7 protein-coding genes are annotated in these 17,795 nt (G+C 45.8%); 3 read left to right on the top strand and 4 right to left on the bottom strand.

Annotation, left to right across the window (positions count from 1 at the left end; translation table 11 throughout):
* Positions 1 to 316 precede the first annotated feature (316 nt).
* The 3 genes from ACJJIN_RS22365 (at position 317) to ACJJIN_RS22355 (ending at position 3,777) form a co-directional block, all read left to right on the top strand.
* Positions 317 to 2,695, top strand: a complete 2,379-nt coding sequence (locus ACJJIN_RS22365; protein ID WP_444896255.1) for an autotransporter domain-containing protein — start codon at positions 317 to 319, stop codon at positions 2,693 to 2,695.
* 109 nt (positions 2,696 to 2,804) lie between these two features.
* Positions 2,805 to 3,344: a GNAT family N-acetyltransferase gene (locus ACJJIN_RS22360; protein WP_444896254.1), complete on the top strand. Its 540-nt coding sequence runs from the start codon at positions 2,805 to 2,807 to the stop codon at positions 3,342 to 3,344.
* 142 nt (positions 3,345 to 3,486) lie between these two features.
* Positions 3,487 to 3,777, top strand: coding sequence for a DUF1540 domain-containing protein (locus ACJJIN_RS22355; protein WP_444896253.1), 291 nt, complete (start codon positions 3,487 to 3,489; stop codon positions 3,775 to 3,777).
* Between the two features lie 71 nt (positions 3,778 to 3,848).
* Here the strand turns inward: ACJJIN_RS22355 and ACJJIN_RS22350 are convergent, their stop codons facing one another.
* From ACJJIN_RS22350 to ACJJIN_RS22335, 4 genes are all read right to left on the bottom strand, one after another.
* Positions 3,849 to 5,564: an AMP-binding protein gene (locus ACJJIN_RS22350; RefSeq protein WP_444896252.1), complete on the bottom strand. Its 1,716-nt coding sequence runs from the start codon at positions 5,562 to 5,564 to the stop codon at positions 3,849 to 3,851.
* An 821-nt stretch (positions 5,565 to 6,385) separates the two neighbouring features.
* The gene (locus ACJJIN_RS22345; RefSeq protein WP_444896251.1) at positions 6,386 to 6,709 is read right to left on the bottom strand and encodes a hypothetical protein; all 324 of its coding nucleotides are present in this window, start codon (positions 6,707 to 6,709) and stop codon (positions 6,386 to 6,388) included.
* 509 nt (positions 6,710 to 7,218) lie between these two features.
* Positions 7,219 to 7,794, bottom strand: a complete 576-nt coding sequence (locus tag ACJJIN_RS22340; RefSeq protein ID WP_444896250.1) for a hypothetical protein — start codon at positions 7,792 to 7,794, stop codon at positions 7,219 to 7,221.
* Positions 7,788 to 17,600 (bottom strand): Ig-like domain-containing protein, encoded by a 9,813-nt coding sequence (locus ACJJIN_RS22335; protein ID WP_444896249.1) that lies wholly within the window; start codon positions 17,598 to 17,600, stop codon positions 7,788 to 7,790. Before ACJJIN_RS22335 ends, ACJJIN_RS22340 begins: the two co-directional genes overlap by 7 nt.
* Positions 17,601 to 17,795 lie beyond the last annotated feature (195 nt).

The following is a 17,795-nucleotide window of genomic DNA, read 5'->3' as shown; positions in this document are numbered from 1 at the left end:
CATTGACAGAAATCAATATACCGAAAAATGCTTTCTATAAAGTGAGGATATCAGGGGGTAAACCTCATTTACCGGGAAACCCTCATTAAGTAATATTGCGCCAGCCAAATAAAAGCTAGTGAAGCGGCCTGAGAGCCGACCAGAATACGCGGGATGATTAGTGACTTATTTTCAAGTCTCAGTCAAATCCGCTAACATTGCCCAGCTTCCTCGAAGTACTGGAGCAAAGAACAATAAAGACTCGCGCCCTGTAGTTTCCTCTGGACTGCTCCCGATGTCTCCGCGGGTGTGAGATTACCGCGACAAGGAGAAAACCATGCACAACGCCAAGCGTAGCCTCGCAGCGGCCATTGCACTCGCAACAATGACAAGCTCTGCAGCTTTTGCTAAAGACACCGCCTTTTCCCAAGTTATCGCCTTTGGTGACAGTCTGACTGATGTTGGCAACTACGATGTGTTCACTAATGGTGGCGACGATCGTGAAGTAGCCATTAGTCTTTTATCCCAGAATCTCGGCTTGGGTGCAGTTACACCGTCTTGTGCAGGTATGCAATCTTCCTTTTGCCTACCCACCGTAGACCCCTCGTTGAGTGCAGAGGATCTTGAAGATTCAGTTACTGCTCAGATTGCTGCTGGCTTGAGCAATGCTGGTACAGGCTGGGCCGTAGGTGGACATAAAGCTGCTGATGTTCTGATGAATATCATCGGCCCCGACAACTATGCGGCCTACCTGCAGGCATATGGCCTAGAAGCTGACCCGAGCCGTCATAACTTGTTAAGCGCCCTGATGCCAACCACTGGTGACGAGGGCTTAACGCCCAACTATCCAGACTCCCAACTGTTGGGCCAATTGCTAGTACAACAGGCCACAGCAGCCCAACTAGTAGCTGAAGCTGAAGCAGCTAAGGCTGAGGGAGATATGGCTACTTATGCCGAGCTGATGACCCAGGCCGCCGCTATGAGCGATGCCATCGAAGGCACCTTTGCTGGTCTTATCGCCACATCTGGAACCTCGGGTAACCCACACCCACTGGGAATGGGCTACCTGGAAAGCACTCTGGGAAGTGCTGATCACAACGCTCTTTATTGGGTAAACGGCGGTGGTAACGACTTGCTCAGCGGTTTCGAAGATGTCGTCGCTGGCACCTCAACCATCGAAGAAGTCACTGCGGACCTAGACGTTGCGTCAACTATGCTGGCAAGCGCAGCTGGCGCCCTGTCCGATGCAGGTGCCAATTACATCCTCGTATCCAATGTACCCGATGTCAGCAAAACTCCTGGCGTTTACGCTGCTGCATATGAAGCCGTTTACTCCAGCGACAATGCAGAGGCTCTGCAAGCCGCGGTTGATGCTGGACTGATGACCCAGGAAGATGCGGATGCCCAGCTGGCCACCGCCTTCGAAGAGATACTTTTCGAAGCAAGTAGCACTTCTGAAACCTTCAACTCAGCACTGTTAGCTAAGGCCAAGGATATCGACGGCGTTCTGATGGTTGACCAGGCAGGTATCCTGAAAGTCGCCCTCAATAACCCGACCATCTTTGGTTTATCCTCCTCAGAGAACCAACTGTTTTGTTACGACGGCAGTGGCAACGACTGTATTGAGCATTCCGTTTATGGCATTAACGGCACCGACCCCGATGCAGACAAGCTGATCTTCAACGACAGTGTTCACCCCACTCAAATTGGTCAGGAAATCCTCGGTGACTACTACACCGCAATCGTGAATGCTGCTCAGGTTGCCGGTCAGCTGCCGGATATCGCAATCCAGGCTACTCGCACCCACACCAACAGCCTTGACGAGAGCTTGGCTAGTGTTCGTTACCGCACCGCTCAGACTGGCGTTTTCGCCGGTAGCTCCCTGGGTAACGTCGACTACGATACCGATTACACCGCCAATGTCAGGGGAGATGGCTATTCCAATATTCTCGGCCTGACTTACGCCGTGCGCGACAATGCGGAAATCGGTTTTGCAGTGAGCCGCTCCAATATTGATGTGGATAATTCACAGCTTGCTATTGACTCCACTTCAACCAACTACAGCGTCTTTGGCCGTATGCACTACGACATTTTCTTTGTCGAAAGTAACGCGACCCTGACCGATGTAGATTACGATGACGTCAGCCGCGCTGTCGCTCTGGGTGACACTTACAACGGCAACCTGACTGGCAATACGTCTGGCGAGAGCTTGTCCCTGGGAATTACAGCCGGTGCCAACCTACTCAGTAGTGATACCTTCCAGTTCGGTCCATTTGTAAGCTTTACCAAGGTCACTACTGATGTAGACGGCTACACCGAAGACGCTATCGAGGGCTTCACTTATACCGACTTGAGCGGTAATGAGCTCGACCCTCTCGGCATGCACTACGGCGACCAAGAACGCCGTATTAGAAATATGCGTTTTGGTGCCTTCGCTAATAAGAGCTGGGATACCATTAACGCTTACGCCGAAATCTGGTACGAAGATAATAACGGCACAGAAGAAGACACCATTGAGGTTGGCGTGAAATCCATGGAAGGCAATATGAATGCCATGCCAAGCTACGCCAGTGTCGATGAGGGCATCTTCAACGGTGGCATGGGTATGATTGCCGGTATTCGCTGGCAAGCAGCTGACGCTATCGCTGTTAGCGCAACTGTCGCTTCCCGCCCAACGACTGAATCTGCCTCTGTCAATTTGACTTACCGCTTCTAAGCAACACTGTGCCCCCTTTCAGGGGGCACAGTCTCCCCCCTTCTTATTGATCTGCAAACACCAAAACTTTCCCACTCCACTTTGGCGTTGGAAGAACAGGGATTCTCATATGTTTAAGCTGGAGACTGACAATCTTATTATCCAAGAGATAAATGCAGAACAAGACAGTACCCTAATTCTATCACTGCTCAACGACTCTGCGTTCCTACAAAATATTGGCGATCGTGGCGTGCGTACTAAGGAAGATGCCTACCAGTTTATCCTGAACGGCCCCGTTGCCATGTATCGGGAACACGGCTTTGGTATGTACAAGGTGTCCTTGAAAGATAGCACTGCTATAGGAATCTGCGGATTAGTCAAACGCGCAGGACTGGATGGTATCGATATCGGTTTTGCCTTTTTACCTGATTTTCGCGGCCGGGGCTTCGCTCTGGAATCGGCACAAGCTGTCATGCAATACGCGAGAGAGGAGTTGGGCCTACGACGCATTCTGGCCATTGCACAACCCAGTAACACGCCCTCAATTAAGTTATTAAAGAAGCTGGGCTTAAGTGCTGAAAAAGAAATTGTGCTGCCCGGTGAAACGAAAACAGTATTGTTACTGGCTTGGCAGCAAGAAGTAATGGAGAAAAATTTCTATTCGGAATAAAGGTTATCCACCCAAAAACTATTTGCGATAACAGCTTTGCCTGTTCTAACAAAATAAAAATACCACACAGACCCTGTGGTTTTTCATTGACATGCAACCATGCTGGTCTAGTCTCCAACTTACTATTAAGGAGAGGACTGCCATGATTATCGCAACCGATATGCCAGAAGTCAGTCGATGTGCCGCCAGCCAATGTGCTTACAACGCCAACGATGCTTGCCACGCCAGGGCAATTACCATTGGTGACGGTGCCGATCCCGACTGTGATACTTTCTTCACCAACTCCCGTCATACAAGCAGCTCCCGTACCGCCGGTGTTGGAGCCTGTAAAATGGAAGACTGTAAATTTAATGATGACTTCGAGTGTTCAGCAGAGAGCATTCAAATTGGACTGATAGGCAAGTCCCAACACTGCCAGAGTTACACCCATTAGTAGTCCGCTAGAGACCCAATAAAAAAGCCCGGTTCAATATTTGCCGGGCTTTTTTATTAATTGAAAGGCAATTAATTCACAGGCTCTAATGAGGCCTCTTTTGAGCTTTCGCCAACAGAGGCTCGCGGCTCCCATACAACTCCCTTGGTATCCACGTGCTGTTTAAATAAAGGTTGATAATGCGCTTCGAGTACCTTTCGCTTAATCTTCAAAGTCGGCGTGAGGAATTCATTAAGAGGTGTCCACTCTTCCTTGGTGATAAAGATAGTCTTAATTCGCTCATGTTGCGGTAACTTATCATTCACTGAAGTCAGTAGCTTCTGCAAATGCTCATTAACTTCCCCACGTGGTAATTTTTCAGCGGACTCGGAGATAGTCACCAGCATTACTGGCTGATCCATACCGTGTCCCAGAACACAGAGCTGGGCCAACATTGTCTCATTACCAAAAAATCCTTCGAGTCGGCTGGGCTGAATAAACTTGCCTTTACTGGTCTTGAAGGTTTCTGAAATACGCCCAGTAATATGTACCAGACCGTCCTTATCAATAAATCCAGAATCACCCGTGTGGTAATAACCGTCCCGTATTACCTCCGCGGTTTTTTCCGGTTCAAGATAGTATCCCTTCATCAAGGAACCGCTCTTAAAGAGTATCTCCCCTTCCTCAGAAATCTTAACTTCACAGCCGTGATAAGGCTTACCAACCGTCCCCGGTACAGGATCTTCCCCCGGTGGAGCAAAGCAGCCATAGATAAAGTTCTCCGTCATACCATAACCATCAGCCACCTTCATTCCCATACGGTGGTACCAGCGCAGTAGTTCAATGGAAATAGGGGACGCGCCGCTAACCAATATTTCTGCATCATCCAACCCCAGACCATTTCGAACTTTCTTTCTCAGCCAGGTATTGATTCCAGGAATGCGCAACAGCACTTCTTGCAGTGACGGCGGGATTTTTTCATCAATGCCCTCTTTAAATTTGGTCCAAAGGCGAGGAACCGAGAAGAACATCGTCGGGCGCGTGCGCTTTAGATCTTCTAAGAAAGTATCCAAAGACTCGGGGAAGTGAATTGGGGTACCAGAATACAAGCAGTGGAATTCAACCAATATTCGCTCTGCCGCATGGGCCAGGGGCAGATAGGAAAGAACACGGTCATTTTCATCCATGCCATAACCGCGAATCATATTTGGGGAGACAAAAACCACTGAAGACCAGCTATGCATAACCCCTTTTGGATTACCCGTGGTCCCGGAGGTATACATGATTGTAAAAATATCATCCAGATTAAAGATCGGCTTCTCCTCAAAGCGCTCACTACCTTTAATGAGAGCTTCCAGGTCCTGATCGCAACGAATCTCACAGCGCTGGATAGCGACCGAGGGCAGCATGTCAGAAACTTCCTGTAGAGCGGCATTATTATCGGTGGCCCCACAGAAAAGCATTTTCGATTCAGAGTGCTGCAAAACATAGGTCATTGAGGAGACAGATTGGCCAGGGTAAAGTGGCACGCTGATCATTCCCGCTAACATGATACCCACGTCCACGATGATCCAGTCCGCACAGTTTTTACCGTGAATAGCGATGCGATCACCGGGCTCATACTGGGCCCGTAAGTACCCAGCGATCCTGCGAGCCCGATCCATGACCTCACCCCAGGTATAATCCCGCCATTGACGCTGCTGCATCTGCCGAAGAAAGACCGTATCCGCCTGTTGCAACTCCCTTTGATATAGAAGCTCCAGGGGTTGCAGGTCCTTCACCATCTCGTACTTTTCTTCCGGGGTCATCGCTTGTCCTCTCTCATTATTGTGTTTTTTGTAATTTGGGTACTAAGTAGCAGGCTTTATTAGTGAAAATATCCTCAAAAAATCCTCAGTAAGATTGTAACCTTCTACACCATCAATAAAGTGGCACAGTGGCTCTACTGGCAGTAACTGCAACTTGAATGGCAGCCTGAATTTATTGTTATTCTTAATGGATAAACTTACTTTAGATTATTCTTCAGTGCAAAAGGGACTGAATAGTCAAAATGTTACCAGGATAAATTAGGCTTGCATCAAAGGCCCAATATATAAATTGCGAGGGAGGGACAGAATGCTGTACAGATTCAGAATATACTAAATATTAAGTCTTCGTAAAAGTGCAAACCTTAATATTGAATGTACTGACTTTGCTTATTCGTGAGGGTATAAATAGACTCTAGGACGTTATCCATTTTCTGGACAGACTGGTAGTTTCAATATTGAAGGTAGACATTAGTTGCCGTATTACAATTACCTGGTTCTTTAATATCAATTCTCACTTTTTTATCCGCTATCTTGGCAGATAGAAGAACACTCAAAGCAATTTTAATATCGGTATTCTCAGACTGAAATCTAAAACGATCGCAACCACACTCATTGGATGCGGAATTCACGTCTGCGTAAACCAGTGTTCCGCTACTGCCCAACCCTACTAACCCATTCAAGCTGTTACCATTTTGAGTACACATTGCGAATGCACTTTGTGTAAAACCAAGGATACTGGCTACTAATATTAAGCACTTACTCTTCATTTGAAAAATCCAGCCCTAAAAGTGAAAATTCATTGAAAACTAACTAACAGTCTATCATTCAAGATAAACTCTAACTCCACTATTGCAATTATCCGGCTCAGCAAAGTCCACTCTGACAGTATTCCCACTTACTTTTGCTGCCATAAGTACCGAAAGAACTTTATTGACATCGGCTGTGCCCTCAATAAACCGTACAAATGTACAGCCACACTCATTACCTTCTGACTTAAGCGATGAAAATACTCTATCGCCTGTTCCCGAATCAGGTCCGACCAGCCCATCCAATTTATTGCCATATTGGGAGCACATTGTGGAGGCAGCAGAGGCACCACATGAAAAAACAAGAAAACAAAAAAACAAAAAAATAGAACGGAACATAATATCCCCCTAAGCCAATAGTAACCACTAATCATTCATAAACAACTAATACCCCCCTCCTGCAAGCCCTACAGAAGCATATGGCAATCCTTACAACCAAAATCTTAACTTCAGGGTTTCAAAAATTATTTTTATTACACAGAACATCATCCCGCCCAAACAAAGAAATAGAATTTAAATTATGCATAGAGCATCTGGATGTATACCTGAAAAATCTAAGTTTACCAACCATCACTAACAGACTTCAAAACCATGCCTGAGAAAAAGTGCATGTACATTTTTGTGTGAACATTCCAATACCTCCTGTCGACTCTTATATATATCATATCTTAGCGATCTAATTTCGGTATTCAAATCAGCTTGTATTACCTTCTCATCATAAGCTACGTCTTCAGAAAACCTAACCCCCTCAGCAGAAAGACTAAAAATCTCAGATTCTGGTGTCCATTCGGACACTATAGATCGAAAGACTTTAGTAGCAGCCCCATTGGTAAATCTCACTTTAAGAATTACTTGTCGCTATTTTCTGCCTTTAGACTTAATATCTTAAGCCCTGAATTCACAACCTTATTAAAATGCTCGTAATTTTTAGGATCATAATTTTTAGGATAAACCCCATCCAATTCTTCGTAGTACTCCTGAGCCTCACCAGACATTAAGTAAATAACAGAGCGTGCAGAAACATCAACTCCATCCCCTCTCAAGATTTCATCTAAAGCACAACTACGAACAATACCTAATGAACAAATAGCTTCACTATATAAAGCATAACTATCTTCAGGAAGCTTTTTGTATTCCCCTCCATTTTCTTCAAGTCTTACAATATTCTTTAAAAATCTTCGGTGAATAATTTTAAGCTCGACACCCCTCTCTTCTCCTTGGCTCATGTAGCATTCATCCTCCCTATACAAAGTTGAAAGCTCCACTGCACAATGAGGAATCATATCTGCTGAAAAATAACTTTCCAAAAGCTTATCTTCGCTCAAGATAACAGGCGCTAATGAATTTTCATTCGCAGAACCGACCACACTAAAAATAATTAAGCCAATTGATGCTGCACTCATCAAAATAAATTTAATCAGCATAAACCTATACTCTTGCACTCATTACCACGATAACTACGACCTCCTGAATAAATGCGAGAGCCGTATTTATCAAACATATAAACACCTTGAAATTGAGTTGCACCTCCAGCTACAAGTCCTCGGTAGGTTGCCATATCTCCATCTGAAAATGCTCTCGGTACCGCTTTGACACGATTTATCCCGCGGCCACTACTAATCAAAGGATGGAAATGGTCTAACGCAATCAAAGGTGTATTTGCGTTCAAATTTAATAGATGCGTTTTGCTCCACGCAATCCAACTAGAACTACCGCTAGTCACAATGTTTGAATTGTAATATAAAGTTTGACCGTCAACTGTTTTTGAAACAGTTATCCCTCCGTACTCCAACTTAGGATTACCTTCATCTTTTGCGATCATAATATCTGTATTCAATGCTTCTCTAGCTGATCCAGAATCCAAAAAGGCTTCTTCAAAATTTATTTCTGGTCGAACAACCCTAGGATCACTCGCATCAGTTGGCGGAGTATCCCCACCACGTTCACCAGTAACTAAAACATCGTCACTGTCACCTATCGAATTCACCAGCGAAGCAAAAGCCGCAGTAGCGGCCCCATTGGCGAATTTACCACCAGTAGCTTCAGACAACGTTCCACCAATTACAGCACGAATTACTGTTCTTATCGCAATTCCAGTAGGCCCAGAACCTCCAACACCATCAACTTTCCCGGAAACACTCCAATTCACACCGGCGGAAACAAACCCATGCCCAAATTTTCCACCTCTTAGCACACTGGTAATACCACCAGCTATACCATAAGCAGAGAATTCAGCAACGCCTGCAAACGAGCCCAGCCCACCAAAGTCCATTTGCCCTACCGCTCCATAAGCAGCAGCACTTATGCCCCCAATTAAAGCCCCTTCGAGAACATTCCCTCCATTAGCGGCAGCACTTGCTGCACCAGAAGCGGCTCCAAGGGCGACCATCTCCCACCCAAATTCTGCACAAGGGCTGCCACAGATCCATGCACCAACTACAGCAACAATGACTCCCACCCAGTCTCTAAGCCTGAAGTAACCACTGGGATCGGTGGAATTCAGTGGGTTATTCCATATATACGCATAGCGATTATGAGACTGACTGTAATCCGGCGACTGCACATAGGGGTCAGCCTGAAGGAAGCGCGCCAGGCGGGGATCGTAGATGCGCCCGTTCATATGGACCAGTCCAACCTGATCCAACATCTCGTGGCCGGTATAGCCGCGGCTAGTTAAGCTGGATGAAAAGCCTGTAAGTTCATCACCCAATAAAGCACTCCAGTCTACAGCGTTGCGCCTTTGTCCCCAGGCATCAAAGCTAAAGACCTGTTGATTTCCATTGCTGTCTTTAGCAATTTCTCCACTAATTTCGGTTATGACATCCAATGAGCCCAAGTGATCCGTATGCATATAACGGCTCTTGCGCTGCCCAGCAGAAATAATCACCAAAGCTCCACCGGGTAAATACCGCTTCACTTCGGTATTACCATCAGTGGTGACTTTTTCCACATTCCCAATATAACGAGTTTCAGTTACCTGACCATCAGTAGCCGTATCTCTGCGAAGAAAACGCTTGCGCTCTGGACCATAAAGGAATTCGGTTTTATGGCCATCTTTAGTAATTTCAGTAGGCTTATCGAAAGTGCTATACAGCAATGAGCGGCCACTGGAATCAGAGGTCATATTGCCATTGTCATCGTATTGGTAGCTGACACCATCACTGGTTTCACACACCGCATGAGGGCCCGCGCCGTTACTGCACTGTTCAGCATATTTATAAGTGCCAACATCTGATTTGAAGGTAATATTACCCAAATCATCGTAGTGCACATCTTGAGCATCGCGTCCTTGGATTTGCGATCGCTCTAGTCGATTCAAACCATCGTAACTGAAGCTTTCATGAACATCCTTGTCACCACTGCGATCTTCCCGGTACTCCAGGTTACCCGCATCATCCCATTGGTAACTTAGCTCCTGAATATTCCCAAGCCCGAGTACATGGGCGACTTTACCAGTAAGACGACCAGTGGCGGGGTCAATGAATTTTTGGGTTGTTATCCCATTCCCGTTCAAATATTCAGTGACATTACCGCGAGCATCCATGCGAATAACAGTATAAAACTGTTCCGCAGTGGCAAGGTTGAGTTGTTCGGCATCGATAACTTGCTCTAAATAACCATACTCATTGTACTTATGCTGGATCGCACTGCTCTCCCAGCTGCCATCACCACCCGCATCAAACACCTGGAACACGCGGCCGTATTGGTCGTAATTACTTCTCTCGTAATGATCATCACCATCAGCAAAACTGGTGATCGTCTCTTGTGGGCGGCCTAAAGTATCGTAACCATGCAAGCGGATATAACCACTATCCAAGGCTACCACTTCACGCAGGGCCCCCGCAGGTGTGCCATAAATATCCGAGGATACCTCGTTGTTATAACCCCACTGCGTAGTCTCAACAATTACACCAGAGCTATCTTTATCCGTACGCTCCTTTAAGCGACCAAGGCGGTCATAACGATTAATTACTACTTGGCCATTGGCATCAGTCTGTTCGAACAGCTCGCCATAAGCTGTGTACTTGTAACCCCATTCCCCCTTGTCGGGATCGGACATCTTTGTTTTACGTCCCAGCAGGTCATACTCCATACCTGTCACAATGTTGCGACTGCCATCGCCACGATTAAATACGAATCGGAGGTTACCCTGGGCATCGTATTGGAACTCCTGCACATTGCCCAAATTATCCTGGACTCGTACCTGATCACCCAACGCATTTTTTGTTGACCGGTGAACCTGGCCTTTAGCATTTATAGATGAGCTCGTATAACCATCATACTCCACAGCAACATCGTAGCCAGTGCCATTAACCCCTGAAACTCCGGGTAAGTCGGTTCCGACGATACGCCCAATTAAGTCGTAATATTGTGTAGTCCAGTAACGAGAACGCCCCTGGGAATAAGGCTGGCTTTGATGCTTTACCCGCCCCAGCTGGTCATACTGAATATCGACAATGTTCCACCCTCCATCAAAAGCGCGCCCGGCGGTACGAATTTTCCGCGCCAGCATATCGAAGCAAGTAACAGATTCACCACCGCCGCCGACGCGTTCGGTAACTTGGTAAACAGCAGATGCAGGGCACTGAGCACCGGCATGGCCCAGCATTACTATTTTGTGTGAGCCTGTAGCACTATATTCTAGTAATTGCTGGCCAAACCTATCGTAACGGAATGATGTAGGCACACCCGAAATGTTCTCAACCAGAGTCGGCTGACCATATTCATTACGCTCCAATACTAGGGATGTGGTTTGCCCATAAACATTTTCTTCCCTATCTACGAAGCGCCCACTGACATCGTAAATCCAGTGCTGGAAACGGCTCTCTTCATTCGCAGCAGACTGCTGCGCGAATATTTTGTTACCGAACTGGTCATAATCATAGAGAGTAGTGAATCGCAAGTCATCGGAGAGCGGCTCGATGATCTCCTCTTTTAAGAGCCCTGCTTTAAACCCATTTTCATAGTAACTAAATTCGCTATATCGAACCGCAGAATCATTCTCTCCTCCCTCAAAACGATTATGAGTGACTCTGGCAGAGACAAGGCGCCCTAGTTCCTCATACTCATTCAATTGGTGATCAGGGTTAACGAAGTTGACTCGCCGACCAGAACCATAATCATTTTCGGTGTCGGTAATGTAGTTATCACCATTAGCGGCCTTGGTATTTACCGTAAGCCTGGTGGCATTACCATGCATGTCCTGCTCCGTATGGGTGGTAACAGTTTTGAGATGTTCCCCCTGAGCTTGACCGTTCGCTCTTAAGGCGTAACTGGATTCGATAGTTTGGGAAATATAAGGTTTTAACGAGCCTAAAGAGACAGTTCCTTCGCTTCTAGCAGTCCCAGGCCAAGAATCCTCCATACCCAGAATATCCCAGGTATTATCCGCTTCACTTAGTAGAGCGCCATCACCAGTACGCTGCTCTGTACGTAGAGGCATACCAATGAAGGGAAAGTCCTGCCTATAGGTGGTAGTCGTGGTTACGCCGGTTTGTTCATCTAAAGTCTGGATAGACTCAAACCCCAGGTGGCCCCTTCCGCCCGCTTGTAGAAGAGCATTTCCGTAGAAATAGCGAATTCCACTCGTTGCAAGATTGTCAACCGTACCGGGTTGGTGACCCGCAGCGGGAGTCGAACTTTCAATGCGAGTCACCAGGAATTGGTTACCCAATAACGGCATAACGACATTGGTTTTCCCAAGGGTTAAAGAGTGTTGCCAATCAGAATTAAGGGCTTGATAGAACTCGCTGCTACTAGCAACCTTATTAGTTAAACACCAGTCCTCTACATTACTGTCAGAATTTGAAACTCGAGAACAATAACCAGAAAGGGCTACACCGATTCCCAGCTGGGCGTAGTGGCCAGAGGTATTTGTTGCACTGTAGGTAATATAAGTTTCAGCCCCAAGACCATTAGTTATCTTAGAAATAACATTAGGGGCAACCTGGCGCTCCTCAGCATGATAGATATAGAGGTAATCATCATGGAATTCGAGATAATCTGTCCTCCCATCCCCATTCATATCTAGGAATATATCCTTACCACCAACCCGGGAACTATTCACACGCTTGAAAGTTTCAGGCTCAGAGAAGTTATTGGTACGGCTTTGCCAGCGACGGAAAACTAACTTTTCACTAGCCCCATCTTCCTCTCGCCAAAGCACATCAAGGTCACCATCACCTTCGTAATCAAACCAGCTGAACGATAAGTTTTTATTTAATGTACCGAGGTTAACCTCCGAATTGAAACCATCGCCAGTATTTATTCGATATTTATAGTTTTCTCCATTTCGTGTAATTAAGTCTAGCAAGCCATCACTATTAACATCGACCACCTGTAGCGACTGCTTAAGGCTCCCATGTCTTTCAAGTGCTGTGGTTTCATATTCTTTATTTTCTTTATTTGGCCAGGACGCCTGCACGAAATCCAACAATTTACCATCAATAAACAGGTTATCCCCATCAATGGATGCATAGTAAACCCGAGTATGTTGATTGGACAAAATGAGGGTTTCATCTCTACCTGAAGAAAAGTCGAAATTAGTTAAATCAACTTCCCAAGTCTGCTTTGTATCAACAAAAACAAGGTCTACCCGACCATCATTATTGAAATCTCCTACTGCACCTGGATCCAGATACAACTCTGTACTTTCGTATTTACTGTCAAGTTCACCCCAAGACGGTAGTCCACTAATCGTCCAGCTCCTTTTATTACCATACTTATAGTAATTGGCTGAAGAATTAGGTTTGGAGCTATCGGGCTCGAGTAACTGATATCCAGTGGCAGATACCGCATCGGCAAGTCCATCGCCATTGATATCTATGAAGCGCGCATCCTCTTCATAAACAGGCAAGTCGATAGGCGGAATACTGGATGAAGGAAGGTTCCAAACTCCAGCTGAACTCGGTTGAGACTGGTGAACTACCCAGTGGCCACGCTCTCTCACATAGATAGCCAAATCGGAGCGCCCGTCCGCATTATAGTCAATCATGCTCCACTGATAAGGCGTATCAACATCCTCTTGGTACTTATAGGCTAATCTTTCTCTTGTAAATGAATCACCAGAAGCTAGTACATACTTGAAATATTGATCATGGATCCTTCCATCGGGATCCCAATCTGGTTCCAACCAAATGATATCCAGTAAACCATCTCCATTGATATCCGCCGGTTGGGGAGAAATGGCTGCGCGATCTAATTGTTTGCTCAGCTGCAGCGTGTCTGAGTACTGAGGATTATGCATAATGGAAGGCAGATGCCATTCAAAGGCTGTATCCGGCCTACAAATATTGCCTGCACATTCCCGTATATACTCAATTCGACTCAGGTGATCATAACCACTGTCTAGATAATCAATCTCATACCGATGCAAGGCATCACTTTCGCTACCAAATATTTCAATGCCGGTCATTCGCTTTTTAACTGATAGCAGGGAGCCAGAAAAATAGCCGTTGATCACGTCCATACGATCATCATAGGTAAAAGAGACTCGGGCCTCAGCTACTGCTCCCGCTCCATAGGCATAGCGTATCTCCCGTATACGATGACCACCATCATTTGCATAAATATAATTTATACCATTACCCGCACTATCTTCCGTACGGCTAATTGCCCAAGTTGAAGTACCTTTTCCAGAAATAGTTTGTTGTGATTTATTGCCGTCACCGAAATAACTTATCGATCCGTCTTTGCTTTCAACCGTAAAGTAGCTGGGGTGGCCTGCTGTCCCTCCTTTAGCGGTAACTAAAACATAGGTATCTATTTCAGTTCGGTACTGTGATCCAGGTTTTCCATAACTTCCCTCAACCAATACCAGGCGGCGCCCATTCAAGCAGAATCGATCATCTTTGCTCCACGAAACCGCTGCACCCTTACCATCCTGGTCCAGGGTTTTATTACACCGACTAATAGAAGAAAGCCCTGATAAGCTCCACCCCTGCCCTAAAAGCCCATTGCCTGATCGACTGGAGTAGCTTAGAGCAAGCTCTGGCGCGACACCGGCGGTGCCCACAGGAACACTTAGGGGAATAGAATAAGTCGCAGCGCCTGTCTCATTGACCCTAAAGTTACCAGATAATGCACCTATTGATTCTGATGTCTTTATCTCGCTTGCAGATAATTGAGGAATTCCTGCCGGGATCGGTGGTTGATCAACGATTCCATTGTAACAACCAGCATCACATGGACTCAGATTACCTGCAAATGCTTCGCCATTAGTAATTCCATCGCCATCTGGGTCATCGGAGCTATCGTAATCCGTACTCCCGAGAAAGAGTATTTCCCACCAGTCAGGGAGCCCGTCCGAGTCGCAATCGCGAGTATATTCATCTCCTTCGTCACAGGTTGTTACTGCCCAGCTGTAATCCTGTTCATAAAGGTAATCAAAGCTATAGTTTAAAAGGGTATTGGTAGCATAACTAAATTCAAGAGACTGCGTTAATAGCACCGCTATTTGCTCACGAGAATAGCCACCAGATAACATATCCAACAGCATCGCACGGCTATACGTTACCCCACCCCAGGTTATCTGCGGAGCTCCCTGACCGGGAAAAATTCTTTCATATAGAGTGTCTATAAATTTAGTGTTACTTAATGCTGGAGCATAAATACTACGACCCGTATCCGAATTAAGAAAAGCTCTGGCAATGTCGACTTGCGTATAGTCGCCACTCAATAGCTGATAAGTCCAGAAAGTTAGTACCTTTCTATTCATTGCTAGTGGTGGCTGTAAAAGACCTCGATAAAGTCGTGCAACGGAAAGAAATTCAGGCAATTGGGCGATATTTGGATTCCAATTGCCGATCTCTTCCCATATCAAAGAGTCATCAACGCTATCCCAGACCAGCTTTCCAGGCCCCTGGTTACTGCGAGGAATTGCAAATACTTGATTACTGTCTACCGTGGTGAAGTACAGAGTATCATTGCCGGCAAGGACTGGCGTTTCCGCAATGCCGCCATCCGCAGGGAACGTCCATTTAATACTCCCATTAGGTGCATTCACGGCATAGAGCACACCATCCATAGAACCAAAGTAAAGCACGCGGCTGTCATCAATCACAACAGAGGAGACGATCTCTCCCCCCGTTTCTAAGCGCCACTTTTGAATAGCCCAAGGAGTTACCGCATAGAGACTGTGGTCTAAAGATCCAACATAAATCGTTCCATCCGTTCCATCAATCCGTGGGCTCGCTTTAATAACTCCTCCAGTAGTAAAAGGCCACTCTGGAAGAACGGAGCCGTCCTCAGTGTTCAAGGCATATAGCTTTTCATCCGCACCGACATATAAGGTGCCATCCGGGGAAAGGGTTGGGGCCGACTGACTCTCGCCAATAATCTCTGTAGCTTTATCTCCATAAACAGTTATACCCCCTTTGGCACTATTAGGGTTAACAGCTGTTACTCGGACACCAAGCTCGAACAGGCCTTTATAAAGCTCCATCTCAGGAACTATTGCAAGCTCAAACTCTGTAGAGGATTGCCAATTGAGATCTTTAGCAGAAATAGATAAGTCAAATAGCTTGGAGTGTATCGCGCTCAACAGGATCGAGCCCTCCGGGTCCAGCCCGTTAACAGAAAGTGAGATACATTGACCGTCGCAGGAGACAGCTGCCGCTGAAAAATAGGGTGGAACTACTGTTAATGTGACTATCTCCCCTGGTTCGCTACACCCTATGACATTACATGCCATAACTTGATAGCTATAAACTCCTGGGCTCTTACGCTCTACAGAAAAACTGTTGGAAAGGCTATTGGAGGAAAGTACAGTCCATTTTCCAGAGGTCTCTAGCCCTCCTGATTTTTCCTGTAATACATAATAAGTAGGCCTTGCGCCACCTTCCTGTTGGTTAAACGCGTCCCATTGTAACTGGTAGTTACTTGTGAAGAGAGCTTCATTTCCCGCAGGGACAGCTACAAGTTTTTGGGGGGATTTAGGACTTTCTTTAACTACTTCTATTGATGTTTCTGGGCTAGGTTGAGAGCTACAACCAGCCCTATTGCAAGCATATACTCGATACTTATAAGTGCCCGCACCTTGATTGGGCATGTATTGCCCGGTAATTTTATTGTTCGCCAAAGGAATTGACTTAAATACGCTGTCAACTCCTACTTTTAATTGTTCAAGAACATAATATTCACCAGCATCGCTCCAATTGACGGTATAAGACCCTGTAGTGTTTTCTGGAACTGGATCGGTATACCCATCAATATTTAAACTGCTAGGAGGAGCTGGTGGGTCTAGTGCTTTTACACTAGCGGTTACTGGATTGGAAGTCTTAGACAACCCCTCATTATCCGTAACAACTATCGATAGTAAATGATTCCCATCTGGCACATCATTCCAATTAGCCGTATATGGTGAAGTTCTATCAATACCTAAACTGGATCCGCCGACAAAAAACTCAACTGATGCCACACTTCCATCATTGTCAGAGGCAGTTGCAGTTAACACAACGTTATCATATTGAGTAATAGAGGATGGCAGACTATTTAACCAGCCAACAGGCTGCTCATTAGCTAGAATTGAAATTTTTACTGTATTCGTATCGTCTATCGTGTTTTTCAGCCCAAGGGTGTCTTTAGCTACAGCCCAAATATAGATATTTTTTCCCGAAATAGAGTTTACCGGCCAATTAATACGGTAACAGCCATTACAATCACCATTATCAGAGGTACTATATCCTAACGAAGCTGGTTTGCTACCGGAGCTGCTCGCACTACGAAAAAACTCTACCTGGTTAATACCGTTATAGTCTGATGCAGTGGCGTAAATGGTTTTAATATCACCTGGCCGATAGGTCTTGCCATGAGTTGGAGCCTGTAACCTAACCGTCGGCTTCTCATTAGTTCTTACTTTTACGGCCCGTGGATCACTCCACTCATTACTACATTGATTGAGTTCATTACACCCCTTTATTTTATAGTAATAAGTAGTTGAAGCTGATTTTTTAGGCGGAGTATAACTGTAAATATCTTTGTTTATCGTTATATATTTTGGTTTGGAAGTAACACCATCTCGTTTATAGTACTCCTGTATTTTATAAGTATTAACATCCCCAGAGGGTTTAGCCCATTCAATAGTGAATACACCATCGGCAGCCCCTTTTTCACCAGTAGCTGAGGTAATTCTTACTTTCCCTGGTCTTTCCGGGATATCAACTGTTACAGCTTCAACGGGAGTTGTCCAATAGTCTACCGGATCTGCTCCTATACCCGGACCAGTCGCCATTCTGAACTTAAATTTATAAGTTTTATTAACATTCCGGGTTATGGTGGCAGACAAAATGGTCTGTTTACCCGCTCTACCAAAGGTGTTCGGGTTACAGTCAATTTCTGGAAGAAATCCTTCCAAACCAGTAAAAAAAGAGAAGTTCTCCGGTATCCGACTCCAGCTGCTTCCTCCGTCCGTACTTTGGTAGATCAT

This window comes from Microbulbifer maximicatervae (SeqCode) (assembly GCF_052467505.1).
This window is presented reverse-complemented; position numbering and strand designations above follow the sequence as displayed.